Genomic DNA, 24,986 nt, shown 5'->3' with positions numbered 1-24,986 from the left:
CGCCACCTTCCGGGTGGCGGGGCGTCGGTCTGCGTGGGCCTCGGGCCGCCGCGGGGGCGTCGGCTGCGCCGGGGCGTCGCGCAGGTCGGGACGGCGTACGAACGGCCCTCAGGAGGGCGTACGGGCGGCCGCCAGCAGGCGGTGGGTATCGCCCGGCCGGAGCATCAGCGCGCTGCCGACCGTGGTGAGCGCCTCGCGTTCGGCGGGGGTGTAGGAGCCGTCGGCGAGGGCGATCCGGGCGCCTTGCAGCAGCAGCGACTCGCGGCCGGCGCGGGCGAGGTGCGGGGCGAGCGGCTCCAGGGACTCATGGAGCTCTATGGCCAGCGCGGTGCCGCAGGGGTCGAGGCCGTGGTGGCCGCAGTGGCCCGCGGTGAGCGCGGCCGAGGATCTCGGGGGCAGGCCGGTGTCGGCGGCGAGGGCGGCGAGGAGGGTGAGCAGCTGGTCCTCGGAGCAGTCCGCGAAGCCGGCCGCGCGGACCGTGTCGACGGCGGTGGCCCGCACGGCGCGGGAGGACGTACCGCCGGCGGCCAGCAGGGCGAGGGTGATGGTGTGGACGGCGTCGCGGAGCATCGCGGAGAACCGGACGGTGGTGGGGTGGTCCAGGGCGTCCAGGCCGAAGTGGCCGTGGCAGGCGGAGCACTCCAGGACGGGGCCGGTGGCGCCGCGGGAGAGCACCGGAACGCCCAGGACGGTCAGGCGGCGCTGACCGGTCCGGCGCAGGTAGTTGCGGTCCCCGCCGCAGTCCGGGCAGAAGAACTCGCCGTCGGCGACGGTACGCCAGGACGTGCGCACGCCCATCACACACATCTTGTGCATCACGCCAGCCTCCATGCCGCTGCGGCCCCGTCGCCTATTGGACGTGATGTTAGCCACATCATTGATGCGGCGTCAGCACCTCGTATCGGACAACTGGCGGGAGGGGGTGGGCTCCGCCCTTCCGGGGGAGACGGGCGGAGCCCCTTGACGCGGCGCGGAGCCGGGGGCCGCGTCAGCTTCTCGAGGACGGCTCCCGGAGCGCCTCGGTCACCTCGCGCGCCTGGTTGTCCAGGCCACGGGCGTTGGGGTGGACGAGGGTGCAGCTCTCACCGGTGCCGGGGATCTGGCGGCACGGGCCCGCGGGCGGGTCGGTCTGGTCACCGTCGCCCGTGAGGTTGTCCTTGATCCCGTACATCCACTTCGCGTCGCCGCTCTCGCACACGCCATGGCCCGTGCTGGTGCCGTAGGTGTCGACGTAGGCCGTGCCGTGGTTGTCCGCCTGCTTCTTCAGCAGGCCGTTGAGGTCGCGTTCGAGCTCGTCCACCCAGGGCATGTCGCCCTTTCTGATGGTGCCGAGCTGGTTCCAGTGCCCGTACCTGCAGCCGGAGGGGTCGGCGACGACGGCCTGATAGCCGACGACGGCGATCTTCGCATGCGGCGCGGCCGCACGGATCTTCGTCATCATCCGGTCGAAGTCGGCGTCGAGCCGGGCGAACTGTCCGTCCAGCCAGTCCGCCCCGCCACCGCCGTCGGTGTAGTAGTCGGTGCAGGGCGTGGGCTTCCACACCGGCGCGAAGGCGCCCAGTTCCAGGCACTTGGTCAGGATGGGCCCGAAGCCGAGGGAGTTGCCGCCGATGCTGACGGTGACGTAGTCGGTGTCGTGGGACAGTGCGTCGATCTGCGGGGCCTTGGCGTCCCAGCCGCCCGGTGGCGGGGTCGTCGGCGGGCCGAGGACCTTCTCGGAGGGCTGGGGCTCCAGGATCCCCTCGACGACCTCGGCCGCCCCGCAGGTGACGTCGGTCAGCTCGTAGCCGAGCCGTTCGGCGACCTGATGGGGGTAGTTGCGGTAGGAGCGCCCGCAGCCGTCGCTGTCGTCCCAGGGGCGAACGAACGAACCCGCGCTGTAGGAGTCGCCCAGCGCGACGTAGGTGGGAGGGTCGGCCGCGGCGGCCGGCGCCCCGGAGGCCGGGGTGAGGGAGGAGCCCACCACCGCGAGGGCGGCGGCCCCGGCCAGGGCCAGCCGGGCGACGACGGGCATGCGTGATCGGCTCATGTGCACGTCCTTGCTGTCCGCGCCGCGGCCGGTCCGACGAGCGCGCGCCACCGAACGTACCGGGGAGACTACGCTGGGTAACTGGGGTGGATTCTCAAACCCCACCTTCAGGTGGCCCGGGCGCACGACGGCGCCCCCGTGGCTCGGCGTGAGCCACGGGGGCGCCGGGGATGACCTGCGTCCGGGTCAGCGACCCGCGCGGTTGACCGCGGAGACGACCGCCTTCAGCGAGGCGCGGGTGGTGTTCGGGTCGATGCCGATGCCCCACAGCACCTTGTCGCCGATCGCGCACTCGATGTACGAGGCGGCCTGCGCGGAGGCGCCCTCGCTCATGGTGTGCTCCTGGTAGTCCAGCAGGCGTACGTCGACGCCGATGCCCTGCAGGGCGTCGAAGAACGCGGAGATCGGACCGTTGCCGGAGCCCGTCAGGACGGTGTCCCGGCCGTCGACGACCGCCTCGACGGTGAGCGCGTCGACGCCGTCGCGGTCGGTGGTGCTCTGGCCGTTCTTGACCTGGATGCGGCCCCACGGGTTGTCGGGGTTGGGCAGGTACTCGTCCTGGAACACGGACCAGATGGCGGCCGGGGTGACCTCGCCGCCCTCGGCGTCGGTCTTCTCCTGGATGATCCGGGAGAACTCGATCTGCATCCGGCGCGGCAGGTCCAGCTTGTGGTCGTTCTTCAGGACGTAGGCGATACCGCCCTTGCCGGACTGGGAGTTGACGCGGATGACGGCCTCGTAGGAGCGGCCGACGTCCTTGGGGTCGATGGGCAGGTACGGCACCGCCCACTCGATGTCGTCCACGGTCTTGCCGGCGGCGGCCGCCTCGGCCTCCATGGCGTCGAAGCCCTTCTTGATGGCGTCCTGGTGGGAGCCGGAGAAGGCGGTGTAGACCAGGTCGCCCGCGTAGGGGTGGCGCGGGTGGACCTCCATCTGGTTGCAGTACTCGCTGGTGCGGCGGATCTCGTCGATCTGCGAGAAGTCGATCTGCGGGTCGACGCCCTGGGAGAACAGGTTCATGCCCAGCGTCACCAGGTCGACGTTGCCGGTGCGCTCGCCCTGGCCGAACAGGCAGCCCTCGATGCGGTCGGCGCCCGCCATGATCGCCAGCTCGGCGGCGGCCACGGCCGTACCGCGGTCGTTGTGCGGGTGCACGGACAGGCAGATGTGCTGGCGGCGGGAGAGGTTGCGCGACATCCACTCGAAGCGGTCGGCGTGCGTCGACGGCGTGGAACGCTCCACGGTGGCGGGCAGGTTGAGGATGATCTCGCGCCCCTCCTCCGGCTGCCAGACGTCCATGACGCCCTCGCAGACCTCCAGCGCGAAGTCCAGCTCGGTGTCGGTGAAGATCTCCGGCGAGTACTGGTAGCCGAAGACCGTCTCGTCGCCCAGCAGCTTGTCGGCGTACTCCATCACCAGCCGCGTGCCGTCCACCGCGATCTGCTTGACCTGCTCCTTCGAGCCGCGGAAGACGACCCGGCGGAAGGTCGGGGCGGTCGCGTTGTACAGGTGGACGGTGGCGCGGTGGGCACCGCGCAGCGACTCCACGGTCCGCTCGATCAGCTCCTCGCGGGCCTGCGTCAGCACGGAGATGGTGACGTCCTCCGGGATGGCGCCCTCTTCGATGATGGAGCGTACGAACGCGAAGTCGGTCTCGCCGGAGGACGGGAAGCCGACCTCGATCTCCTTGTAGCCCATGCGCACCAGCAGGTCGAACATCGCGCGCTTACGGGCCGGCGACATCGGGTCGATCAGGGCCTGGTTGCCGTCGCGCAGGTCGGTCGACAGCCAGCGGGGCGCGGCGGTGATGCGGTTGTCCGGCCAGGTGCGGTCGGGGATGTCGACGGCTTCGTAGGGGCCGTATTTGTGGATCGGCATCCCGGAGGGGCGCTGCAGTCGCGTGGCGTTGGTGACCGGAGTTCGGCGGCCGACGGCGTTGGCTGCGGGGCTCGACGGGTTCGTCATGATGCGTGGGGCTCCTCTTATGTCCGCTGAGGATGGGGGTCCCCCCTGCTCCTTAAGAGCTTGGGGGAGGCCGACGGGGCGAAAGATCGCAACACCGAACTCCGCGGGGAGGGGGTCGGCCTACGACTACAGGCCCTCGCCGCGGCAGCTAAGGAGAAGCAGCCCGAAACGCATGATGCACAGCACCCTAGCTGAGGTACGCCCTGAGTGGCGGGTGCGTATCAGTATGCGGGACCGGGTCGGGCGTTACGGCCTAAATGCGACGAACCACACATATTCAGGAATCTCGACCGCGCCCAGTGACACCCGCACTACACAGTGCCACCGTTTGTTCATGGACCTCAACAAGACGAGCAAGAAGGCCGCCACCTCCACCCCCGTCTTCTGCACGATCATCCCGCCGCACATCCTCGACAACCTGGCCCAGTCGGACGACCCGGCCCGGCACGAGCCCGCCCGCCGGACCCTGGAGCACGACCACCTGCGCCGCACCCAGCGCCGCGAGCTGGCCGCCCGCGGCCTGACCCCCGGCCAGCCCGGCGAGGCCGCGGACAAGCCGAACCGCACCGTCTACGACGCGCAGCACCGCGAGGACCTGCCCGGCACCAAGGTGCACGCGGAGTCCGACGGCCCCTCCCAGGACGCCTCGGTCAACCGCGCCCACGCCGGCCTCGGCGCCACCTTCGAGCTCTACCTCAAGATCTACGGCCGCAAGTCCATCGACGGCGCCGGCCTGCCGCTCGACGCCACCGTCCACTACGGCGAGAAGTACAACAACGCCTTCTGGGACGGCGAGCGGATGGTCTTCGGCGACGGCGACAACGACCTCTTCGTGGACTTCACCATCCCCGTCGACGTGATCGGCCACGAGCTGACCCACGGCGTCACCCAGTACACCGCCAACCTCGACTACCAGGGCCAGCCCGGTGCCCTCAACGAGTCCGTCTCCGATGTCTTCGGCGCCCTGATCAAGCAGTACGCCCTCGGCCAGACCGCCGACCAGGCCGACTGGCTGATCGGCGCCGACCTGCTCGGCCCGGGTGTCGACAAAGGTACGGCCCTGCGCTCCATGAAGGCCCCCGGGACGGCGTACGACGACGACGTCCTCGGCAAGGACCCCCAGCCCGCCACGATGGACGGCTATGTCGACACCGCCGACGACAACGGCGGTGTACACATCAACTCCGGCATCCCCAACCACGCCTTCTACCTGGTCGCCACCGCTCTCGGCGGCAACGCCTGGGAGCGTGCGGGCCAGGTCTGGTACGACGTGCTGACCGGCGGCGAGCTCGCCAGGAACGCCCGGTTCGCCGACTTCGCGGCGCTCACCGTCGCGGCCGCCCGCGCCCGCTTCGGCGAGGGCAAGGAGCTCAAGGCCGTACAGGAGGCCTGGAACACGGTCGGCGTCCCCACCGCGTAGGCGCGGGACGCGGGCGGGGCGGGGGCGTCCGACAGGCGCTCCCGCCCCGCCCGCGATTACCGTGGCCCCAGGGGGTAGGAGCCCCCTCGCAAGGCGTCCGACGACGTCGGAGGATTCCGTTATGCGCATTCATGTCCACCGCACCGGCGGCTTCGCGGGCGTCGACCGCCGTGCCGAGATCAACACCGCGGACCGCCCCGACGCGGCCGACTGGCAGACCCTCGCCGAACGGGCCGTGGCCACCGCCCACACCGAGCCCCCCGTCGGGGTCCCCGACGGCTTCAGCTACCAGATCACCGTCGACGGCAACACCGTGTACTGCTCCGACCCCCGCCTCACGGCCGAACAGCGGACGTTGATCACGCGGGTGATGAAGGAAGGGGCGTAGGGGCGCGTCGCCGCGGGCGGCGCCGTGGCCGGAACCGTAGCCCCCTGCCGCCCCAACTGCCCGTCCCCGCCGCCCCCTTGACACTGTTACCGGCGGTAAGGAAGATCCGGCCATGACTACGGTGCCGGTCTCGTCCGCCTCGCTGCCGCGCTTCCCCCGGGACTTCGTGTGGGGGGTGTCGACCTCCGCCGCGCAGATCGAGGGCGCGGTGGCGGAAGAGGGGCGGGGGCCCTCGTCCTGGGACGTGTTCGCGGCGCAGGCCGGACGCATCAAGGACGGGTCCCACGCGCGGGTGGCCACCGACCACTACCACCGCTACCGCGAGGACGTGGCGCTGCTCCGCGGGCTCGGGGTCGGCGCGTACCGGTTCTCGGTGGCGTGGCCGCGGGTGGTGCCGGACGGCGACGGCGCGGTCAACGCGGCCGGGCTGGACTTCTACGACCGGCTGGTGGACGAGCTGCTGGCGGCGGGCGTCGCGCCGGTGCCGACGCTGTTCCACTGGGACACCCCGCAGGCCCTGGAGGAGCGCGGCGGCTGGCTCGTACGGGAGACGGCCGAGCACTTCGCGGCGTATGCGGACGCGGTGGCGGCGCGGCTCGGGGACCGGGTGGCGCGGTGGATCACGCTCAACGAGCCCGCCGAGCTGACGCTGCTGGGCTACGGGCTGGGACAGCACGCGCCGGGGCGGCGGCTGCTGTTCGAGGCGCTGCCGGCGGCGCACCACCAGTTGCTGGGGCACGGCCTGGCCGTACAGGCGCTGCGGGCCCGGGGAGCGGGCGGCATCGGCATCGCCAACTCGCACGGTCCGACCTGGGCGGCCTCCCGGGACGAGGCGGACACCTCGGCCGCGGAACTCTACGACCTGCTGCTCAACCGGCTCTTCGCGGAGCCCCTGCTGCTGGGGCGCTATCCGGATGAGGAGTGGGACCTGGCGGGGATGCTGCCGGGTCCGGTCGCCGAGGACCTGAAGGTCATCGCGCAGCCGCTGGACTGGTACGGGATCAACTACTACCAGCCGACCTCGGTGGGCGCCCCACGGGAAGCGGGCGGCGGCGAGCCGGCCGACTTCGCCGGGATCGAGATACCGGCCGAACTCCCCTTCGCGCCCCGGCAGATCGAGGGCTACCCCCGGACCGACTTCGGCTGGCCGGTGGTCCCGGAGGCGCTGACCGAGCTGCTGGTGACCTTCCGGGAACGGTACGGCGACCGGCTGCCGCCCGTCGTCATCACCGAGAACGGCTGCTCGTACGAAGGGGTCGAGGACGGCGAGCGGATCGCCTTCCTGGACGGGCACCTGCGGGCGCTGCACGCGGCCATGGCGGCCGGGGTCGACGTCCGGGGGTACTTCGTGTGGTCGCTGCTGGACAACTTCGAGTGGGCGGAGGGGTACGCGCGGCGGTTCGGGCTGGTGCACGTCGACTACGAGACGCTGACGCGCACGCCCAAGGCGTCGTACCACTGGTTGCGGGAGGTGCTGCGGGAGCAGGCCCGGCAGGACCGGGGATGAGTCCGCCGGCGGCTTCGGGGGCGCTCGCGGAGCCGTCGCGGCGGGTGGGGCGCGGCTGGACCGCGTCGCTGTCGCTGGCGAACGGGGCCATCTGGGTCGGATGGTACGGGCCGCTGCAGATCCTGCTCGCGTGGCAGGCGGCCGAGCTGGCGCCGGCGGGCACCGCCAAGGAGTCGGTGCTGGCGTGGGTGGCGGGGGCCGGGGCCGCCGTCTCGATGGTCGCCAACCCGCTGTTCGGGGCGCTGTCGGACCGTACGACGTCGCGGTTCGGGCGGCGGACGCCGTGGATCGTCGCCGGGGTCGCGGGCGGGGCCGGGGCCCTGGTGCTGCTGGCGGGGGCCCGGAGCGTGCCGGGGATGGCGGTGGGATGGTGCCTGGTGCAGCTCACCTTGAACGCGGCGTTCGCGGCGATCACCGCCGCGGTGCCCGACCGGGTGCCGCACCGGCAGCGGGGGGCGGTGGGCGGCTGGCTGGGGGCCGCGCAGATTCTGGGCGTGGTGGCCGGGACGGGGCTGGCGACGGCCGGCGGCGGGGTGGTCGGCGGCTATCTGGCCTGCGCCGGGTTCGCGGTGCTGGGGACGCTGCCGTACGTGCTGCTGCACCGGGATCCGGTGCTGCCGGCGGCGCGGCGGCCGGCGCTGACCTGGCGGGCGTTCCTCGGCGGGTTCTGGATCAGCCCGCGCCGCCATCCCGACCTGGGCTGGGCCTGGCTGACCCGGTTCCTGGTCAACCTCGGGAACTCGCTGGCGCTGCTGTACCTGCTGTACTACCTGCGGGATGTGCTGCGGCGGCCGGACCCGGGCGGCGGGGTGCTGGTGCTGACCGCCGTCAACGGCGTCACCCTGCTGGCCACGGTCGTGGTGGGCGGGATCTGGTCGGACCGGGCGGGGCGGCGGCAGCCGTTCGTACTGTGGGCCGGGGTGATCATGACGGTGGCCACCGGGCTGCTGGCCGTGTGGCAGACGTGGCCGGGGGCGGTGTGCGCCGCGGCGCTGCTGGGCCTGGGATTCGGCGTCTTCACCTCCGTCGACCTCGCGCTGATGACCGAGGTGCTGCCGGCCGCCGCGCACCGCGGCAAGGACCTCGGCATCATCAACATCGCCAACTCGCTGCCGCAGGTGGCCGCCCCGGCCCTGGCCGCGCCGATCGTCGGCCACCTCGGCGGCTACCGGGCGCTGTACGGCGTGGCGGCGGCGATCGGGCTGGTGGGGGCGCTGCTGGTGCGGCGGATCCGGGGCGTGGCGTAGGGCCTGTCCCAGGGGCCTGTCCCAGGGGCCTTTCAGAAGCCGAGCTTGCGCAGCTGCTTGGGGTCGCGCTGCCAGTCCTTGGCCACCTTGACGTGCAGATCGAGGAAGACCGGCGTGCCCAGCAGCGCCTCGATGTGCTTGCGGGACTTGGTGCCGACCTCCTTCAGGCGCTTGCCCTTGGGGCCGATGATGATGCCCTTCTGGCTGGGGCGCTCGATGTAGACGTTGGCGTGGATGTCGAGCAGGGGCTTGTCGGCGGGGCGGTCCGCGCGCGGCAGCATCTCCTCGACGACCACCGCGATCGAGTGCGGCAGCTCGTCGCGTACGCCCTCCAGGGCGGCCTCGCGGATCAGTTCGGCGACCATGACCTGCTCGGGCTCGTCGGTGAGGTCGCCCTCCGGGTAGAGCGCGGGGCCCTCCGGGAGCAGCGGGACGAGGAGGTCGGCGAGGAGGGAGACCTGGGTGTCGCCCACCGCCGAGACCGGGATGATCTCGGCCCACTCGATGCCCAGCTCCTTGCCGAGCTGGTCGATCGCGATCAGCTGGGCGGCCAGCGCCTTGGAGTCGACCAGGTCGGTCTTGGTGACGATGGCGACCTTGGGGGTCTTCTTGATGTCGGCCAGCTCACCGGCGATATAGCGGTCGCCGGGGCCGATCTTCTGGTCGGCGGGCAGACAGAAGCCGATCACGTCGACCTCGGACCAGGTGGTGCGGACGACGTCGTTGAGGCGCTCGCCGAGCAGCGTGCGCGGCTTGTGCAGACCCGGTGTGTCGACGAGGACCAGCTGGGCCTCGGGACGGTGCACGATGCCGCGCACCGTGTGGCGGGTGGTCTGCGGGCGGTTGGAGGTGATCGCCACCTTCGTCCCGACGAGAGCGTTCGTGAGGGTGGACTTGCCCGCGTTGGGGCGGCCGACGAAGCAGGCGAAGCCGGCGCGGTGCGGGGCGGAGGAGTCTGTACGAACGCTCATGGCGCCCATTCTCCCCGATCCACGGCGCCGCTCCGACCACGCCGGGCGATGATCAGTGCGGTGTGGGGCCGCGGCACACGGCGGATGCGGGGGTCCCTCGTGCGGGTCCGCTCCCGCGCGTCCCGCGGCCGGGTACGTGCTACTCGCCCGCCGGGACCGCGGCGCGCAGGGTGCCGTCGGGGCCGGCGACCAGGACGGGCGTCGCGGGGCCGCCGAGGTCCCGTACGGCCGCACGGTCCGCGTCGGCGGCGCCCTCGGCGTCGGTGACCACGGCCGCGGCCTCCAGGGACGTCGCCCCGCTGGCGACGGCCATCGCGACGGCGGTCTGCAGCGCGCTGAGCTTGAGCGAGTCCAGGGCGACGGTGCCGGCGACGTACGTGCGGCCGGTCTCGTCACGCACGGCGGCGCCCTCGGGCACGCCGTTGCGCGCCCGTGCCGAACGCGCGAGCGTAATGATCTTGCGGTCTTCGGGGTCCAGCGGTGCGGCTTCGGTCATACGGGCGAGCATATGCGTCGCCGCCCCGGCGGCCGTACGGGGATCACCCCGCCACCGAGTACATCCCTCCCCGCCGGCCCTCAGGCGAGGTCATCCACTGAAGCTTCGTCGCGGTGTCGGTCTCCGGGCACGCGTTGTGCAGCACGATGTTCAGGTCCGGCCGGACCGGGATCCGCAGCTGGGTGGTCTCGAACCGCAGGGCGCCGACCAGCGGATGGTCCATCTCCTTGTGGAGCTGGCCACCGTCCTGCACATCGCCGCGCGCCCACAGCTCGCAGAAATCCGCACTGAGCGCGGAGGCCTCGCGGACGATCTCGTCGAAGCCCTCGTCGCCGGGGCGCGCCGAGCACGCGGCGCGGTACTGCGCGACGACCAGCGGGGCGTTCGCCTCCCAGCTGGCGGCCCGTGCGCGGTACACGGGGTCGGTGAAGAAGGCGATCAGGCAGTTGGGGGAGACGCCGGGGCGGCCGTGCCCCATGACCAGGTGCGCCGCCTCGTTGTAGGCGATGGTGTTCCAGTACGGGTCCATGATGTGCGCCGGGAACGGCATCCAGGCGTCGATCAGCCGCTGCAGGCCCGCGCAGACATCCGTCATGCCCGGCTCCTCGGCGTCCTGCCGCAGCGGCGGGTTCAGCCCGGCCAGTACGTACAGATGCCGCCGTTCGGCGCCGTTGAGCCGCAGCACCCGGGCGACCGCGTCCAGCACCTGCGGCGAGACGGTGATGTCGCGGCCCTGCTCCAGCCACTGGTACCAGGACGCGCCGACCCCGGCGAGGACGGCGACCTCCTCGCGGCGCAGTCCTGGTGTGCGGCGGCGGCCGCCGTCGGGCAGGCCCGCCTCGGCCGGGGTGACCCGGGCGCGGCGGCTCATCAGGAAGTCGCGCAGCTCCTGGCGTCGGCGCGAGGTGTCGTGGGCGGCGGTGTTCGGGGCCACGTTTCTCCCCCTGTCTGCGTGGCTGGTGGTGCGGACACCACGATAAGTTCCCGCTCCCCACCGCGTGTTCCGGGCCCACAGGCTCGTCGTATGCCGACAACCGACACCTCCCTCGCACCCGATACCCGGCCGGCGGGCGCGCCGGCCGACCCCGCCCGGCCCGTCGACCGCGCCGCCGCCGACGCCGGCGCGCGGCTGACGCCGCGCGACCGGCTGGTCCTGCTCCTGCTGTGCGCCGCGCAGTTCGTCATCGCGCTGGACTTCTCCATCCTGAACGTGGCGCTGCCCGTGCTCGGCAAGGACCTGGGCATGGGGCAGGCCGATCTGCAGTGGGCGGTGACCGCGTTCGCGCTGCCCTCGGGCGGCTTTCTGCTGCTGTTCGGCCGGATCGCCGATCTCTTCGGGCGGCGCAGGCTGTTCCTGACCGGGCTCGCGCTGTTCACCGCGGCCTCGGTGCTGGCCGCGCTGGCGTGGTCCCCGGCGGCCTTCCTCGGCGGGCGGGCGCTCCAGGGCCTGGGTGCGGCGATCATCGTGCCCACCGGGATGTCGCTTTTGACCACCACCTTCGCCGAGGGGCCGCAGCGCGAACGCGCGCTGGGCATCAGCGGGACGCTGATGTCGACGGGCTTCACCATCGGCATGGTGCTGGGCGGGATGATGACGGACGTGCTCGGCTGGCGCTCCACGATGGGCCTGCTGTCGCTGGCCGGGGTGGCGGTACTGGCCGCGGCGCCGGCGCTGCTGCCCGAGTCCCGGCACCCTTCGCGGCCGCGGATCGACGTGCCCGGGGCGGTCACCGTCACCGGCGGACTGCTGTCGCTGATCTACGCCCTGTCCACCGCCGCCCAGCGGGGCTTCGGCCGCCCGGACGTGATCGTGACGCTGGTGGCGGGGGTGGCGCTGCTGACCGCCTTCGTGATCGTGGAGTCGCGGGCCGAACAGCCGCTGGTGTCGCTGCCGATGCTGCGCCGCCGTACGGTCGCCTGGGGCAATCTGGCGGGTCTGACGACCTTCGCGATGATGAGCGCCGTCATCTTCCTGCTCACCCTCTACCTGCAGGAGGTGCTGCGGCTGTCCGCGTTCCGGACCGGCCTGGTCTTCGGTGTGCAGGGCGCGGTCTCGGCGGTCGCCGGGGTCCTCGCGCCCAGGGTCATCGGCCGGCTCGGCGCCCGACGCACACTGCTGACCGGACTGCTGCTGCAGGCCGGTTTCACCGCCGCGCTGCTGGGCCTGGGCACCGCGAGCGGCCTGTGGCTGGCCCTCGTCGGGGTGACCCTCGCCAGCCTGGGCCACCTGTGGGCGATCGTCTCCTACGGCGTGACCGCCACCTCCGGTGTCCCGGACACCGGGCAGGGCCTGGCGACCGGCCTGGTCACCAGTTCCCAGCAGCTGGGCCTGACCGTGGGCATTCCGCTGCTGAGCGCGGTGGCCTCGGCCCGTATCGCCGCGCTGCGGGACGGGGGCGGCGGCCTCGCGGACGCCACCCTCGGCGGTATCGAGCTGGGGCTGGGCCTGGACGCGGCGCTGGTGGCCGTGGTCGCCCTGCTGGTGGCGGCCGGACTGCGGACGGCGCGGACGGCCCGCCGCGGCTGAGGAGGAAGAAGGTGGTTGCCCCGGTACCCCCGTAGCCGGGGCAACCTGCGCTGCAAGATTTCTCAGACGATTTCTCTCACGCATGGCGGCCGCATTACGACGGCCACTCGAAGATCCTTCCATGGCACGCGGGGAAGAATCCAGCCCCCTCGGCGATGACTTGCAGAACATTTCTGGTGCACTGGAGATAAGTGCCCAGGTGCAATTTTCTGCACCTATGCGCCGTGTGCAAATTTCTGCACATCGACGGCGGAGAACGCTCCCGAATTCTCCGGGGATTACCCGGAGAGTTCCCCGGCCTCGCCGGCGACCTTGGCGCGGACCGGCTCGCAGACCACCGTGATGATCTTGTTGCGGCGGCCGGCCGGCGACTCGGCCGTCAGCCGGAGCGCGGTCAGCCCCGCATCGGCGTCCGCACCGGAGAGGTCCACCTCAGCGGTGGCGCCGGCGATCGGGACCCGGCCCAGGAGCTTGGCGAGCAGTCCGCCGACGGTCTCCACGTCCTCGTCGTCCAGCTCGGGCAGGCCGTAGAGCTCACCGAGGTCGCCGATGTCCAGGCGGGCGGTGACGCGATAGCGGCCGTCACCGAGATCCTCGACCGGCGGCAATTCGCGGTCGTATTCATCGGTGATCTCGCCGACGATCTCCTCGAGGATGTCCTCGATGGTCACGATTCCGGCGGTGCCGCCGTATTCGTCGATGACCACCGCGACGTGATTGCGGTCCTGCTGCATTTCGCGCAGCAGATCACCGGCGTTCTTGGTGTCGGGGACGAAGACGGCGGGCCGCATGGCCGTCGAGACCAGCTCGGTCTCGGCGTCGCGGCTGATGTGGACCTTCCGGGCGAGGTCCTTGAGGTAGACCACGCCGACGATGTCGTCCTCGTTCTCGCCGGTCACCGGGATCCGGGAGAAGCCCGAGCGCAGGGCGAGGGTCAGCGCCTGGCGGATGGTCTTGAAGCGCTCGACGGCGACCAGGTCCGTACGCGGCACCATCACCTCGCGGACGAGGGTGTCGCCGAGCTGGAAGACCGAGTGCACCATCCGGCGCTCCTCGTCCTCGATCAGCGACTCCTTCTCGGCGAGGTCGACCAGGGAGCGCAGCTCCGCCTCGGAGGCGAACGGGCCCTTGCGGAAGCCCTTGCCGGGGGTCAGGGCGTTGCCGATGAGGATCAGCAGCTGCGGGATGGGGCCCATGACGCGGGCCAGCGGCAGCAGGACGTACGCGGCGGCCGTGGCGGTGTTCAGCGGATGCTGGCGGCCGATCGTCCGCGGCGAGACGCCGACCGCGACGTAGGAGACCAGCACCATCACGCCGATGGCGACGGTCAGCGCCTCCCAGGTCTCGTCGAAGGAGCGCAGGCAGGCGTAGGTGACCAGGACACCGGCGGCCATCTCGCAGCCGACCCGCACCAGCAGCGCGACATTGAGGTAGCGGGTGGGATCGGCGGCCACCGCGGCCAGCTTGGTGCTGCCGCGGCGCCCGGAGCGGACCGCCTCCTCGGCGCGGAAGCTGGTGGTACGGGCCAGGCCCGCCTCCGCGCAGGCGGCGAGCCAGGCGATCACGACGAGCAGGACCGCGACCGCGATCAGCTGGGTGGTCATCGCGGCACCGTCAGGTGACGGTGGGGGCGGGCGACGGGCCGGTCAGGCCCCGCTCGGCACGCCAGCCGTCGATGATCGCCGCCTGCAGGCCGAACATCTCGGCCTTCTCGTCCGGCTCCTCGTGGTCGTAGCCGAGGAGGTGGAGCACGCCGTGGACGGTCAGCAGCTGGAGCTCCTCGTCCATGCTGTGCCCGGTCGGCGCCTCCTCGCCCTGCTTCTTGGCGACCTCCGGGCACAGCACGATGTCACCGAGGAGCCCCTGCGGGGGCTCCTCGTCGTCCTTGGCCGGCGGACGCAGCTCGTCCATCGGGAAGGACATGACATCGGTCGGGCCCGGCAGGTCCATCCACTGGATGTGGAGCTGCTCCATGGCCTCGGCGTCCACCACGATGACGGACAGCTCGGAGAGCGGGTGGATACGCATCCGGGCGACGGCGTAGCGGGCGACGTCCAGGATGGCCTGCTCGTCGATGTCCGTACCGGACTCGTTGTTGACGTCGATGGACATGGGGGCGTTGCTTCTCACTTCTCGTTCGCTCGGTGCGTCCGGCTCACTGGCCGTTGCGGCTGTCGTACTTCTCGTAGGCGTCGACGATACGGCCGACCAGCTTGTGGCGGACCACATCCTGGCTGGTGAGCAGGGAGAAGTGCACGTCGTCGACGCCGTCCAGGATCTCCCGGACCTGGCGCAGACCGCTCTTCGTACCGCCCGGAAGGTCGACCTGGGTGACATCGCCGGTGATGACGATCTTGGAGTCGAACCCGAGGCGGGTGAGGAACATCTTCATCTGCTCGGGGTTCGTGTTCTGCGCCTCGTCGAGGATGATGAACGCGTCGTTGAGCGTCCGGCCGCGCATGTACGCCAGCGGCGCGACCTCGATCGTGCCCGCGGCCATCAGGCGCGGGATGGAGTCGGGGTCGAGCATGTCGTGCAGCGCGTCGTAGAGCGGCCGCAGATACGGGTCGATCTTCTCGTAGAGGGTGCCGGGCAGGAAGCCCAGCCGCTCGCCGGCCTCGACCGCGGGGCGGGTCAGGATGATGCGGTTGACCTGCTTGGCCTGCAGCGCCTGGACGGCCTTGGCCATGGCCAGATACGTCTTGCCGGTGCCGGCCGGGCCGATGCCGAAGACGACGGTGTGCTTGTCGATGGCGTCGACGTAGCGCTTCTGGTTGAGGGTCTTGGGCCGGATCGTGCGCCCGCGGTTGGAGAGGATGTTCTGGGTGAGCACCTCGGCGGGCGTCTCGCTCACCGCGCCCCCGCCGTCCTCCGCCGCGCGCAGCATGGCGATCGAGCGTTCCACCGCGTCCTCCGTCATCGGTTGTCCGGTGCGGAGCACCAGCATCATCTCGTCGAAAAGGCGCTGGATGAGGGCGACTTCCCGGGCGTCGCCGACAGCGCTGACTTCGTTGCCCCTGACATGGATGTCGGTCGCCGGGAAGGACTTCTCGATCACGCGCAGTAGCGAGTCTCCGGACCCCAGGACCGTGACCATCGGGTGCTTGGCCGGGACGGTGAACTGGGCGGACGCCTGCGGTTGCGTGGGTGTCTGGGTCATAGGGCGGCTCGAGGCCTGCTCAACCCCCATCCTTTGCTCATCGGAGGAGCCCTCAGAGGTGCCTGCCTGCACTGACTCCTTGCGCTACAAGAGTACGACGGGGCACTGACAAGCCCGAGGGCTTTTCCCGGCCGCTCCGACCGGCGAAGGCCGCGGGCCCGCCGTCGGCGCAGCTCAGGCCGGGCGGCGGAAGCCGATCGTGGGGACGGCACGGGCCAGCGGAGCGGGCCGGTAGGCCGCGGGCAGCACCTCGTCGAGGAAGGCGTACTGGCGGCGCAGCGCGCCCGCTGTGCCGGTCTCGTAGGCCCGCACCTGCCGCCACCAGGCCGCGATCTCCGCCCAGCCCGGCGCGGAGAGCGAACCGCCGAACTCCTGCACCGACAGCGCGGCGCTCAGCCCCGCGAAGGCCAGCCGGTCGGCGAGCGGCCAGTCGGCCAGGGTGCCGGTGACGAATCCCGCGACGAAGACGTCGCCGGCGCCGGTGGGGTCCAGCGCCTCCACCGCGATCGCGGGCACCTCGGCGCTCTCGCCGGTCCGCCCGTCCACCGCGTACGCCCCCTCCGACCCCAGCGTGACGACCGCGAGCGGCACCAGGTCGGCGAGCTTGCGGGCGGCCGCGCGCGGGCAGTCCGTACGGGTGTAGCGCATCGCCTCCTCCGCGTTGGGCAGGAACGCCTCGCAGTGTTCGAGGTCGGCGAGGTCGGCCGGGTCCCAGCGGCCGCTGTCGTCCCAGCCCACGTCCGCGAAGATGCGGCTGCCGCGGCCCGCCGCGCAGCCCAGCCAGCCCTCCCGGCGGCCCGGTACGAGCGAGGCGACGCAGGCGCGGGACGGCGGCGGGCAGCCCGGCGCGTGCTTGCCGTCGAAGGCGAAGTCGGGCGGCGGGGCCTCATGGCCGTGCGAGACCATCGTGCGCTCGCCCTCGTACGCCATGGAGACCGTCACCGGGGAGTGCCAGCCGGGGACCGTGCGCGACAGCGCCAGGTCGATGCCCTCGCCCTGTTCGAGCGCCTCCCAGCAGTACTCGCCGTACTTGTCGTCGCCGAAGGCCGCGGCGAGGGACGTGCGCAGCCCCAGCCGGGCCAGCGCGGTGGCCATGTTGGCGACGCCGCCGGGGCTGGAGCCCATCCCGCGGGCCCAGGACTCGGTGCCGCGCACCGGCGCGGAATCCAGGCCGGTGAAGACGATGTCCAAGAAGACCGTGCCGGTGAGGTAGACGTCGGTGTGCGGATCGCCCTCGGCGCGCACCTCGGCCAGCGGATCGAGGGCCGGTGGCACTTCGGCCGGGCCCGCGGGCGGATGGACATCGCGTCGGCTGCTCACCGTGCACGCCCCTCTCATATCAGCACGTGCCGCCAGTGTGCCTGATGCTGCGGTACGTTCCGCCTCATGAGGCTCACGATTCTCGGCGGCGGCGGTTTCCGGGTGCCGCTGGTCTACCGCGCGCTGCTGGCCGACGCGACGGGATCCGTCTCCGAAGTGGTGCTGCAGGACACCGACACCCGCCGGGTGGCGGTGATCGCCGAGGTGTTGACGCGGCTGGCACAGGGGCACCGGGCGCCGGTGCCCGTACGGGTCGCGACGGGGCTGGACGACGCGCTGGCCGGCGCCGACTTCGTCTTCTCCGCGATACGGGTGGGCGGTACCGCCGGCCGGATCCGCGACGAGCGGATCCCGCTGTCCGAGGGGGTGCTCGGCCAGGAGACGGTCGGCGCGGGCGGCGTCCTGTACGGCCTGCGGACGATCCCGGTGGCGCTGCACATCGCCGAACGGGTCGCGGCGCTCGCCCCGGACGCCTGGGTCATCAACTTCACCAACCCCGCGGGCATGGTCACCGAGGCGATGTCCCAGGTGCTCGGCGACCGCGTCATCGGGATCTGCGATTCACCCGTGGGGCTGGTGCGCCGGGCGGCCCGGGCGGCCGGGGCGGACCCGGCGGCCTTCGAGCACGGCGACGTCGGCTACGACTACGTGGGGCTCAACCACCTGGGCTGGCTGCGGTCGTTGACGCTTCAGGGCAAGGAGCTGCTGCCGGGGCTGCTCGCCGACGACAGGGCGCTGGGCTCCTTCGAGGAGGGCCGGCTCTTCGGCCCGGACTGGCTGCGCACCCTGGGCGCGCTCCCCAACGAGTACCTGCACTACTACTACTTCCGCCGCGAGACCCTCGCCTCGGTACGGGACACCCCCGAGACCCGCGGCGAGTTCCTCGACCAGCAGCAGGGCGGCTTCTTCGAGCGGGCCGCCGCGGCCGGCGGCCCGGAGGCGGTGTACGCGCTGTGGGAGCGGACGCGGCTGGAGCGCGAGGAGACGTACATGGCGCACAGCCGGGAGGCCAGCGGCGGCTGGCAGCGCGACAGCCACGACCTGGAGGGCGGTGGCTACGACCGGGTGGCGCTGGCCCTGATGCACGCCATCGTGGGCGACAGCGGGACCCGGCTGATCCTCAACGTCCGCAACGGCACGACGGTGCCGCAGCTGGCGCCGGACGCGATCGTGGAGACGGTGTGCGAGGTGACCGCCCGCGGCGCCCGCCCGCTGCCCTGCGCGCCGCTGCGGGAGGACCAGTTGGGACTGATGCTGCAGGTCAAGGCGGTGGAGCGGGCGACGGTCCAGGCCGCGGTGGGCAAGGACGCCGGCGCGGCGCTACGGGCGCTGGCGCTGCATCCGCTGGTGGACTCCCCCGCGGTGGCCGCCCGCATTCTGCGGCGGGCGGCCACCGGGGCGTGACCCCCGGGAATGCCACCCGCCCCCACCCCGTTGAGGCCCGCAAGGGGCCCGCCCGCCCCCTAAGGGATGTGTTCGCCCACCCCCTAATGCCCGCGCTTGATCCACTCGTCCAGGTGCGGGGCCTCGGCACCGATCGTGGTCGGGTCGCCGTGGCCGGTGCGTACCGCCGTCTCCGGTGGCAGGGTCAGCAGCCGGTCCCGGATCGAGTCGACGATCGTCGGGAAGTCCGAGAAGGACCGGCCGGTGGCGCCGGGGCCGCCCTGGAAGAGGGTGTCGCCGGTGAAGACCGTGCGCAGGTCGGGCGCGTAGAGGCAGACCGCGCCGGGTGCGTGGCCCGGGGTGTGCAGCACGTGCAGGTCCGTACCGGCGATGGTCAGGACCTGTCCGTCCGCCAGTTCCGTGTCCGGCGCGGTGTCCGGGTGGGTCTGCTGCCACAGCGGCAGGTCGGCGGGGTGCAGATGGATCCGGGCGCCGGTGCGGTTCGCCAGCGCGGGGGCGGCGTCGATGTGGTCGTTGTGCGCGTGGGTGCAGATGATCGCGCGCAGCGTCCGGCCGCCGAGCGCCGCCAGGATGGCCCCGGCGTCATGGGCGGCGTCGATGACGATCGCCTCGTCGTCGTCGCCGACGATCCAGACGTTGTTGTCGACGTCCCAGGTGCCGCCGTCGAGCGAGAAGGTTCCGGAGGTGACCAGGTGGTCGACGCGGGCCGTCATCAGAGCGTCACCACCGAACGCAGCACGTCGCCGGCGGCCATCCGCTCGAAGGCCCGCTCGACCTCGTCGATGCCGATGGTCTCGGTGACGAAGGCGCCGAGGTCGATCCGGCCCTGCTGGTGCAGGTCGATCAGCATCGGGAAGTCGCGTGAGGGCAGGCAGTCGCCGTACCAGGAGGACTTGAGGGCGCCACCGCGGCCGAAGACGTCCAGCAGGGGCAGCTCCAGGGTCGTCTCCGGGGTGGGGACGCCCACCAGGACGACGGTCCCGGCCAGGTCGCGGGCGTAGAACGCCTGCCGGTAGGTCTCCGGCCGGCCGACCGCGTCGATGACGACGTCCGCGCCGAAGCCGCCGGTCAGCTCGCGGATCGCCTCGACGGGGTCGGTGGTACGGGAGTTGACGGTGTGTGTGGCGCCCATGGTGCGCGCGGTCGCCAGCTTGCGGTCGTCGATGTCCACCGCGACGATCCTGGCCGCCCCGGCCAGCCGCGCGCCGACCACGGCGGCGTCGCCCACTCCGCCGCAGCCGATGACGGCGACCGAGTCACCGCGCCCGACCCCGCCGGTGTTGATGGCGGCGCCGATGCCCGCCATCACCCCGCAGCCCAGCAGACCGGCCACCGCGGGCGACACCTCCGGGTCGACCTTGGTGCACTGTCCGGCGGCGACCAGCGTCTTGTCGGCGAAGGCCCCGATGCCGAGGGCAGGGCTCAGCTCGGTCCCGTCCTTCAGCGTCATCTTCTGGCGGGCGTTGTGGGTGTCGAAGCAGTACTGGGGGCGGCCGCGCAGACAGGCCCGGCACGCCCCGCACACCGCCCGCCAGTTGAGGACGACGAAGTCGCCCGGCGCGACGTCGGTGACACCGGGGCCGACCGACTCCACCACTCCGGACGCCTCGTGCCCGAGCAGGAACGGGAACTCGTCGTTGATGCCGCCCTGCTTGTAGTGCAGATCGGTGTGGCACACCCCGCACGCCTGGACCTTCACCACGGCCTCGCCGGGACCCGGATCCGGCACCAGGATCGTCTCCAGCCGGACCGGTTCGTTCTTCCCCGGCGCAATCACGCCGCGCACTTCCTGTGCCATCGGAACAGCCCCTTTCAAAGATCACATACGGGACCACTGTGGCGCACACTGCCACTGAGCCGTGCCTCACCGTACGCGTGCGGGGCTACCGTGCGCAGGACCACGGCCGGGTCCGTGATCTCGGGCCGGGAGCGCGCGCACGGAGGTCACCAGCGCGGGACGGCGGGGGCGGTCCAGTCGGGATCGGCGCGCCGCATGGCGGCGGCGTCGTCGCGGTCGCGCAGGCCGCCGTCGTCGGCGAGCCAGCGGCGGTGCAGCGCGGCGAGCCGGTCGCGGTCGAGGGTGACGCCGAGGCCGGGGGCGTCGCCGACGTCCACCCGGCCGCCGTGGAAGGTGAGCCGCTCGGTCAGGACGTCCTCGGTCTGCCAGGGGTAGTGGGTGTCGCAGGCGTGGGCGAGATCCGGCATGGTCGCCGCGACCTGGGTCATCGCGGCGAGGCTGATGCCCAGGTGGGTGTTGGAGTGCATGGACAGACCGACGCCGAAGGCACGGCAGACGGCGGCGAGTTCGCGGGTGCGGCGCAGTCCGCCCCAGTAGTGGTGGTCGCAGAGCACGATCTGGACGGCGCCCCGGGTGAAGGCCGCGGCGATCTCGTCGAAGGTCGTCACGCACATGTTCGTGGCCAGCGGCGGTCCCGCCCGCCGCCCGCTCCCGTCCGGTCCCCCGGCGGCCCGCCCCGCTCCGCGCAGTCCGGCCGCCACCCGCGCCATACGGTCCGTGCCGCTCGCGGGGTCCTCCAGGTACTCCAGGACGTCGTGCAGTTCGTCGGCGACCCGCAGCGACGTCGCCACGCTCCAGGCGCCGTTGGGGTCCAGCCGCAGCGGCCGCCCGGGGAACGCGGCCGCCAGCGCCCTGATCGCCGCCACCTCCTGCGCGGGTGGGAAGACCCCGCCCTTGAGCTTGAAGGACGTGAAGCCGTAGGTGTCGGCGAACCGGCGGGCCTGCGCGACGACGCCGGCCGGGTCGAGCGCCGCGCCCCAGTCGTCGCGCTCCCCGCGGCCGCCCGGGTGCTGCGCCCACCGGTAGAAGAGGTAGGCGCTGTACTCCACGCGGTCGCGGACCTTGCCGCCGAGCAGGGCGTGGACGGGCAGGCCGGCGGCCCTGCCCCAGGCGTCGAGGCAGGCGACCTCGAAGCCGGAGAGGACCGAGAGCCGCAGCTTGCCGGCGGTCTGGACGCCGCGCAGCCCGCCGGCGTCGACCGCGTCGGCGGGCTGCGCGGCGTTGGGGTCTCCCCTGCTCGGACGTAGTGGAGAGCTTGGGGAAGAGTCCCCGCACACCTCGGCGGCGAGTGCGGGCAGAGTGTTCAGGTCCGTGACCGATCGGCCGATCAGCGCGGTCGCCAACGGCTGGGCCAGATCGAGGTACTTGGTGTCCCCGTAGGTCTCACCGAGGCCGGTCGCACCGCCTTTTGTGGTCAGCTCGATGATCAGTCGGGGGGTGTAGGGCTGGTGCACGCCCTGGGTGTTCAGCAGCGGCGGATCGGCCACCAGGATCGGGGTGAGGCGGACCTCGGCGATGGCGAGGGCGTCCTTGGCGTCGGTCATCCGGGGCTCCTACGGGCCGGGGCGTCGCGACCGACACCCCTACCGTTCCTGTATGTAGATGACATCCATGGATGGAGTCGGAGGCTAGGGATCGGACATCCCGGCCGTCAATACCCACGGCCGCGCGTCCCCTTGGGCGTACCCACCCACCCGACCGAGCCTTTGCCAATCATTGAATCTTCGCGCGTAGATAGGCATTTAAGGCTCTGTTAGACCTACCGGTGACCACTCACCCCCCTGAAGGAGCCGCGCATGCGCCGTTTCGATCGCTTCCGTCCCGCCCTCTCCCGTCGCGCCCGCCTCGGCGCCACGACGGTCGCCGCCCTCGTCACCGGCACCGCGGTCTTCGGCATAGGCCAGGCCACCGCCGAACACTCCGTGCCGCGCACCGACAAGGAGATCCCGAACCTCACGCAGGTCCAGGACAAGATCAAGGCGTACTACGGCGACACGGTGACGGCCGACGGCGAGCACTACGCCTCCCCGAAGAGCAACTACGCCCGCCAGGTCCGCGGCATCGAGGCCAAGGCCCGCGCCTACCTGACCAAGGCCCTGGCCAAGCACTCCAAGGGCGACGGGCGCGCCAAGCCCGCCATCGTCCTGGACATGGACGACACCACCCTGCTCACGTACAACTACGAGCTCCAGGTCGGCTTCAACTACACCCCGGCCAGCCAGGACAAGTACCTGGAGACCACCGACATGGACCCGGTCTTCGGCATGGACCGCCTGGTGAACTGGGCGCACGACAAGGGCGCCGAGGTCTTCTTCATCACCGGCCGCAAGGAGTCGCAGCGCGACTGGAGCGTGCGCAACCTCAAGAACGTCGGCTACGACGTGGCGCTGGACCGCACCCACGTCTACCTGAAGAACAAGGAGAACCCGCCGGCCTACCTGCCCTGCGGCGCCACCTGCACCACCATCGAGTACAAGTCGGGCACCCGCAAGCACATCGAGTCCCTCGGCTACAACATCGTCGCCAACTTCGGGGACCAGTACAGCGACCTGAGCGGCGGCGCCGGCGACCGGACGTTCAAGCTGCCGAACCCGATGTACTACCTGCCGTAAGGCGATGCGCCGCCTGCCGTGAGGCGGGGCGCCCGGTGTCCCGCCTCACGGCAGGCGGCCACCGGGCGCCTAGGGCCGCTTGGGCAACGGCACCCGCATCAGGTCCCTGGCAATGGTCAGTTCGCCCGTATAGCCGGCCGCCCGAGCCTGCCGCTCGAACTCCTCGGGGTCGGAGTACCGCTGCGAGAAGTGCGTCAGGACCAGATGCCGTACGCCCGCCCGCGCGGCCACCTCGGCGGCCTGCCCGGCGGTCAGATGGCCGTGGTCCACGGCCAGTTGGACGTCCTCGTCCAGGAACGTCGACTCGATGACGAGCATGTCCACGCCCTCGGCGAGCGCATGGACCCCCGGGCACAGCCGGGTGTCCATCACGAACGCGAACCGCTGGCCGGGGCGAAGTTCGCTGACCTCCTCGACGGTGACGCCGTTCAGCTCGCCCAGCCGCTGCAGACGTCCGACGTCCGGCCCGGTGATGCCGTGCTCCGCCAGCCGCTCCGGCAGCATCCGGCGGGAGTCCGGCTCCACCAGGCGGTAGCCGTAGGACTCCACGGGGTGCGAGAGCTTGCGCGCCTCCAGCAGATACGACTTCGAGCGGTCCAGCTCACCGTCCTCGACGACCGGCCGCTGGACCAGCCGGACCGTCTCCCGGTACGCGGTGGCATAGCGCAGCCGGTCGAAGAAGCGCTCCCCGCTGGCCGGGTAGTGGGCGGTGATCGGGTGCGGCACCCGGTCCAGATTGATCCGCTGGATCACCCCCGCCAGGCCGAGCGAGTGGTCACCGTGGAAGTGCGTGACACAGATCCGGTTGAGGTCGTGGGCGGCGACCCCGGCGCGCAGCATCTGGCGCTGGGTGCCCTCACCGGGGTCGAAGAGCAGCCCCTGGCCGTCCCAGCGCAGGAGATAGCCGTTGTGGTTGCGGTGCCGCGTGGGGACCTGGCTCGCGGTACCGAGGACGACCAGTTCGCGTACGGACACGGTCGGCTATCCGGGGGGCCATTGGAGGCCGCGGCCTCCCAGGACGTGCAGATGCGCGTGGAAGACGGTCTGGCCGGCGCCGGCGCCGGTGTTGAAGACGACCCGGTAGCCCCCCTCCTCGATCTCGTCCTCGGCGGCGACCTCGCGGGACTCGCGCAGTATGTCGGCGATGACCTGCGGTGCGGCGGCGGCCAGGGCGGCGGCGTCCGGGTAGTGCACCTTGGGGATCACCAGGACGTGCGTCGGGGCCTGGGGGTTGATGTCGCGGAACGCGACGGTGGTCTCGGTCTCCCGGACGATGGTCGCCGGCACCTCCCCCGCCACGATCTTGCAGAACAGGCAGTCGGCCTGCGGTTCTCCCGCCACCGGTGGCTCCTCCCGGGTCATCCGTCATGCGCACGGTACGCACGGCTTGGGATGCTACCGGGCGGTCGGCACGGCGGTGGAACGGGCGCGCCCCGCCCATCGGCGCCACACGGCCTTGGGGATCACTAAGCTGACCGGTGATCGCTTTCGCCCACAACCGGGAGTTATGCACCATGGCAACCACGCGCACCGCCCAGACCCACTGGGAAGGCAACCTCCTGGAGGGGAAGGGCACCGTCGCCCTGGCGTCCTCCAACATCGGTACGTACGACGTGAACTGGCCCGCCCGCGCGGAGCAGCCGAACGGCGTCACCAGCCCCGAGGAGCTGATCGCGGCGGCCCACTCCTCCTGCTACTCGATGGCCTTCTCCCACGGCCTGGCGGGCAAGGGCTACACCGTGGCGTCCCTGGACACCCGGGCCGATGTCACCTTCCAGCCCGGTGAGGGCATCACCGCCATCGCCCTGACCGTCAAGGCCAGCGTCCCCGGCCTGTCCGAGGCGGACTTCCAGGCGGCGGCCGAGGACGCCAAGAAGAACTGCCCGGTGAGCCAGGCACTGGCGGGCGTCAAGAACATCACGCTGGAGGCGGAACTGCTGGCCTGAGGCGTCGGCCGGCACGGTCCGGCCGCCCCTTGCATGAACGGCGGTGGGGCGCGCCCGGCCGGGGGCCCGGGGGGGGCCCCCCCCCGGGTGAGTGGGCGGGGGGGCGAATAATTTTAGGGTACGGCGCGGGGGGGGTGGCACGCCCGGGCCGCGCGCCCTGCCCGCCCGCGGGCCGGCGCCCGCGGCGGCCCCCGGC

General features: G+C 72.0%; 23 protein-coding genes. 8 read left to right on the top strand and 15 right to left on the bottom strand.

Annotated features, from left to right (window positions below):
* Positions 1-108: 108 nt before the first annotated feature.
* From ACFWZH_RS08065 to leuA, 3 genes are all read right to left on the bottom strand, one after another.
* The gene (locus ACFWZH_RS08065; RefSeq protein WP_384427322.1) at positions 109-816 is read right to left on the bottom strand and encodes a TerB family tellurite resistance protein; all 708 of its coding nucleotides are present in this window, start codon (positions 814-816) and stop codon (positions 109-111) included.
* Between the two features lie 172 nt (positions 817-988).
* The gene (locus ACFWZH_RS08060) at positions 989-2,029 is read right to left on the bottom strand and encodes an SGNH/GDSL hydrolase family protein (RefSeq protein ID WP_384426907.1); all 1,041 of its coding nucleotides are present in this window, start codon (positions 2,027-2,029) and stop codon (positions 989-991) included.
* Positions 2,030-2,215: 186 nt separating this feature from the next.
* The gene (gene leuA, locus ACFWZH_RS08055; protein ID WP_384426905.1) at positions 2,216-3,994 is read right to left on the bottom strand and encodes a 2-isopropylmalate synthase; all 1,779 of its coding nucleotides are present in this window, start codon (positions 3,992-3,994) and stop codon (positions 2,216-2,218) included.
* A gap of 334 nt (positions 3,995-4,328) precedes the next feature.
* Between leuA and ACFWZH_RS08050 the strand changes: the two genes are divergently transcribed.
* From ACFWZH_RS08050 to ACFWZH_RS08035, 4 genes are all read left to right on the top strand, one after another.
* Positions 4,329-5,414, top strand: coding sequence for a M4 family metallopeptidase (locus tag ACFWZH_RS08050; RefSeq protein ID WP_384426903.1), 1,086 nt, complete (start codon positions 4,329-4,331; stop codon positions 5,412-5,414).
* A 121-nt stretch (positions 5,415-5,535) separates the two neighbouring features.
* The gene (locus ACFWZH_RS08045; RefSeq protein ID WP_384426901.1) at positions 5,536-5,802 is read left to right on the top strand and encodes a protealysin inhibitor emfourin; all 267 of its coding nucleotides are present in this window, start codon (positions 5,536-5,538) and stop codon (positions 5,800-5,802) included.
* Between the two features lie 112 nt (positions 5,803-5,914).
* Positions 5,915-7,309: a GH1 family beta-glucosidase gene (locus ACFWZH_RS08040; protein ID WP_384426899.1), complete on the top strand. Its 1,395-nt coding sequence runs from the start codon at positions 5,915-5,917 to the stop codon at positions 7,307-7,309.
* Positions 7,306-8,556: an MFS transporter gene (locus tag ACFWZH_RS08035; protein WP_384426897.1), complete on the top strand. Its 1,251-nt coding sequence runs from the start codon at positions 7,306-7,308 to the stop codon at positions 8,554-8,556. The genes ACFWZH_RS08040 and ACFWZH_RS08035 overlap by 4 nt, the downstream gene beginning before the upstream one ends.
* A gap of 32 nt (positions 8,557-8,588) precedes the next feature.
* Here ACFWZH_RS08035 and era read toward each other — a convergent pair whose 3' ends face one another.
* From era to ACFWZH_RS08020, 3 genes are all read right to left on the bottom strand, one after another.
* Positions 8,589-9,527 (bottom strand): GTPase Era, encoded by a 939-nt coding sequence (gene era / locus ACFWZH_RS08030; RefSeq protein WP_384426895.1) that lies wholly within the window; start codon positions 9,525-9,527, stop codon positions 8,589-8,591.
* A 139-nt stretch (positions 9,528-9,666) separates the two neighbouring features.
* Positions 9,667-10,023 carry a cytidine deaminase gene (locus ACFWZH_RS08025; protein WP_384426894.1) on the bottom strand — a complete coding sequence of 119 codons (357 nt, stop codon included), beginning with the start codon at positions 10,021-10,023 and terminating at the stop codon, positions 9,667-9,669.
* Between the two features lie 43 nt (positions 10,024-10,066).
* Positions 10,067-10,894: a helix-turn-helix transcriptional regulator gene (locus ACFWZH_RS08020; RefSeq protein WP_384427320.1), complete on the bottom strand. Its 828-nt coding sequence runs from the start codon at positions 10,892-10,894 to the stop codon at positions 10,067-10,069.
* A gap of 153 nt (positions 10,895-11,047) precedes the next feature.
* Here ACFWZH_RS08020 and ACFWZH_RS08015 point away from each other — a divergent pair, with 153 nt between their 5' ends.
* Positions 11,048-12,550: an MFS transporter gene (locus ACFWZH_RS08015; protein WP_384426892.1), complete on the top strand. Its 1,503-nt coding sequence runs from the start codon at positions 11,048-11,050 to the stop codon at positions 12,548-12,550.
* Positions 12,551-12,828: 278 nt separating this feature from the next.
* On the opposite strand, the gene ACFWZH_RS08010 is transcribed toward ACFWZH_RS08015, so the two are convergent.
* From ACFWZH_RS08010 to ACFWZH_RS07995, 4 genes are all read right to left on the bottom strand, one after another.
* The gene (locus ACFWZH_RS08010; protein WP_384426890.1) at positions 12,829-14,154 is read right to left on the bottom strand and encodes a hemolysin family protein; all 1,326 of its coding nucleotides are present in this window, start codon (positions 14,152-14,154) and stop codon (positions 12,829-12,831) included.
* A 10-nt stretch (positions 14,155-14,164) separates the two neighbouring features.
* Entirely contained in the window at positions 14,165-14,662 is a 498-nt protein-coding gene (gene ybeY, locus ACFWZH_RS08005) for an rRNA maturation RNase YbeY (RefSeq protein WP_128506079.1), read from the bottom strand.
* A gap of 43 nt (positions 14,663-14,705) precedes the next feature.
* Positions 14,706-15,710, bottom strand: coding sequence for a PhoH family protein (locus tag ACFWZH_RS08000; protein WP_384426887.1), 1,005 nt, complete (start codon positions 15,708-15,710; stop codon positions 14,706-14,708).
* A 174-nt stretch (positions 15,711-15,884) separates the two neighbouring features.
* Entirely contained in the window at positions 15,885-17,030 is a 1,146-nt protein-coding gene (locus tag ACFWZH_RS07995) for a carbohydrate kinase family protein (RefSeq protein WP_384426885.1), read from the bottom strand.
* A 66-nt stretch (positions 17,031-17,096) separates the two neighbouring features.
* Here ACFWZH_RS07995 and ACFWZH_RS07990 point away from each other — a divergent pair, with 66 nt between their 5' ends.
* On the top strand, positions 17,097-18,434 hold the full coding sequence (locus ACFWZH_RS07990) for a 6-phospho-beta-glucosidase (protein WP_384426884.1): 1,338 nt from the start codon (positions 17,097-17,099) through the stop codon (positions 18,432-18,434).
* An 83-nt stretch (positions 18,435-18,517) separates the two neighbouring features.
* On the opposite strand, the gene ACFWZH_RS07985 is transcribed toward ACFWZH_RS07990, so the two are convergent.
* The 3 genes from ACFWZH_RS07985 to ACFWZH_RS07975 form a co-directional block, all read right to left on the bottom strand.
* Entirely contained in the window at positions 18,518-19,147 is a 630-nt protein-coding gene (locus tag ACFWZH_RS07985; protein ID WP_384426882.1) for an MBL fold metallo-hydrolase, read from the bottom strand.
* Positions 19,147-20,232: an S-(hydroxymethyl)mycothiol dehydrogenase gene (locus tag ACFWZH_RS07980; RefSeq protein WP_384426880.1), complete on the bottom strand. Its 1,086-nt coding sequence runs from the start codon at positions 20,230-20,232 to the stop codon at positions 19,147-19,149. The genes ACFWZH_RS07985 and ACFWZH_RS07980 overlap by 1 nt, the downstream gene beginning before the upstream one ends.
* A gap of 146 nt (positions 20,233-20,378) precedes the next feature.
* Positions 20,379-21,776, bottom strand: a complete 1,398-nt coding sequence (locus ACFWZH_RS07975; protein WP_384426878.1) for an enolase C-terminal domain-like protein — start codon at positions 21,774-21,776, stop codon at positions 20,379-20,381.
* 252 nt (positions 21,777-22,028) lie between these two features.
* On the opposite strand from ACFWZH_RS07975, the gene ACFWZH_RS07970 reads away from it, so the two are divergent.
* Positions 22,029-22,844: an HAD family acid phosphatase gene (locus ACFWZH_RS07970; protein WP_384426876.1), complete on the top strand. Its 816-nt coding sequence runs from the start codon at positions 22,029-22,031 to the stop codon at positions 22,842-22,844.
* Between the two features lie 69 nt (positions 22,845-22,913).
* Here the strand turns inward: ACFWZH_RS07970 and ACFWZH_RS07965 are convergent, their stop codons facing one another.
* Positions 22,914-23,819, bottom strand: coding sequence for a ribonuclease Z (locus ACFWZH_RS07965; RefSeq protein ID WP_384426874.1), 906 nt, complete (start codon positions 23,817-23,819; stop codon positions 22,914-22,916).
* A gap of 6 nt (positions 23,820-23,825) precedes the next feature.
* Entirely contained in the window at positions 23,826-24,185 is a 360-nt protein-coding gene (locus ACFWZH_RS07960) for a histidine triad nucleotide-binding protein (protein ID WP_384426872.1), read from the bottom strand.
* 173 nt (positions 24,186-24,358) lie between these two features.
* On the opposite strand from ACFWZH_RS07960, the gene ACFWZH_RS07955 reads away from it, so the two are divergent.
* On the top strand, positions 24,359-24,790 hold the full coding sequence (locus ACFWZH_RS07955) for an OsmC family protein (RefSeq protein WP_384426871.1): 432 nt from the start codon (positions 24,359-24,361) through the stop codon (positions 24,788-24,790).
* Positions 24,791-24,986 lie beyond the last annotated feature (196 nt).

The sequence above is a fragment of the Streptomyces sp. NPDC059008 genome (assembly GCF_042749045.1).
GTDB lineage: Bacteria > Actinomycetota > Actinomycetes > Streptomycetales > Streptomycetaceae > Streptomyces.
This window is presented reverse-complemented; position numbering and strand designations above follow the sequence as displayed.

Coding starts and splice junctions, on each gene's coding strand:
- ACFWZH_RS08065 (WP_384427322.1), bottom strand. CDS start 816: ATGCACAAGATGTGTGTGATGGGCGTGCGCACGTCCTGGCGTACCGTC.
- ACFWZH_RS08060 (WP_384426907.1), bottom strand. CDS start 2,029: ATGAGCCGATCACGCATGCCCGTCGTCGCCCGGCTGGCCCTGGCCGGG.
- leuA (WP_384426905.1), bottom strand. CDS start 3,994: ATGACGAACCCGTCGAGCCCCGCAGCCAACGCCGTCGGCCGCCGAACT.
- ACFWZH_RS08050 (WP_384426903.1), top strand. CDS start 4,329: ATGGACCTCAACAAGACGAGCAAGAAGGCCGCCACCTCCACCCCCGTC.
- ACFWZH_RS08045 (WP_384426901.1), top strand. CDS start 5,536: ATGCGCATTCATGTCCACCGCACCGGCGGCTTCGCGGGCGTCGACCGC.
- ACFWZH_RS08040 (WP_384426899.1), top strand. CDS start 5,915: ATGACTACGGTGCCGGTCTCGTCCGCCTCGCTGCCGCGCTTCCCCCGG.
- ACFWZH_RS08035 (WP_384426897.1), top strand. CDS start 7,306: ATGAGTCCGCCGGCGGCTTCGGGGGCGCTCGCGGAGCCGTCGCGGCGG.
- era (WP_384426895.1), bottom strand. CDS start 9,527: ATGAGCGTTCGTACAGACTCCTCCGCCCCGCACCGCGCCGGCTTCGCC.
- ACFWZH_RS08025 (WP_384426894.1), bottom strand. CDS start 10,023: ATGACCGAAGCCGCACCGCTGGACCCCGAAGACCGCAAGATCATTACG.
- ACFWZH_RS08020 (WP_384427320.1), bottom strand. CDS start 10,894: ATGAGCCGCCGCGCCCGGGTCACCCCGGCCGAGGCGGGCCTGCCCGAC.
- ACFWZH_RS08015 (WP_384426892.1), top strand. CDS start 11,048: ATGCCGACAACCGACACCTCCCTCGCACCCGATACCCGGCCGGCGGGC.
- ACFWZH_RS08010 (WP_384426890.1), bottom strand. CDS start 14,154: ATGACCACCCAGCTGATCGCGGTCGCGGTCCTGCTCGTCGTGATCGCC.
- ybeY (WP_128506079.1), bottom strand. CDS start 14,662: ATGTCCATCGACGTCAACAACGAGTCCGGTACGGACATCGACGAGCAG.
- ACFWZH_RS08000 (WP_384426887.1), bottom strand. CDS start 15,710: ATGACCCAGACACCCACGCAACCGCAGGCGTCCGCCCAGTTCACCGTC.
- ACFWZH_RS07990 (WP_384426884.1), top strand. CDS start 17,097: ATGAGGCTCACGATTCTCGGCGGCGGCGGTTTCCGGGTGCCGCTGGTC.
- ACFWZH_RS07985 (WP_384426882.1), bottom strand. CDS start 19,147: ATGACGGCCCGCGTCGACCACCTGGTCACCTCCGGAACCTTCTCGCTC.
- ACFWZH_RS07980 (WP_384426880.1), bottom strand. CDS start 20,232: ATGGCACAGGAAGTGCGCGGCGTGATTGCGCCGGGGAAGAACGAACCG.
- ACFWZH_RS07975 (WP_384426878.1), bottom strand. CDS start 21,776: ATGACCGACGCCAAGGACGCCCTCGCCATCGCCGAGGTCCGCCTCACC.
- ACFWZH_RS07970 (WP_384426876.1), top strand. CDS start 22,029: ATGCGCCGTTTCGATCGCTTCCGTCCCGCCCTCTCCCGTCGCGCCCGC.
- ACFWZH_RS07955 (WP_384426871.1), top strand. CDS start 24,359: ATGGCAACCACGCGCACCGCCCAGACCCACTGGGAAGGCAACCTCCTG.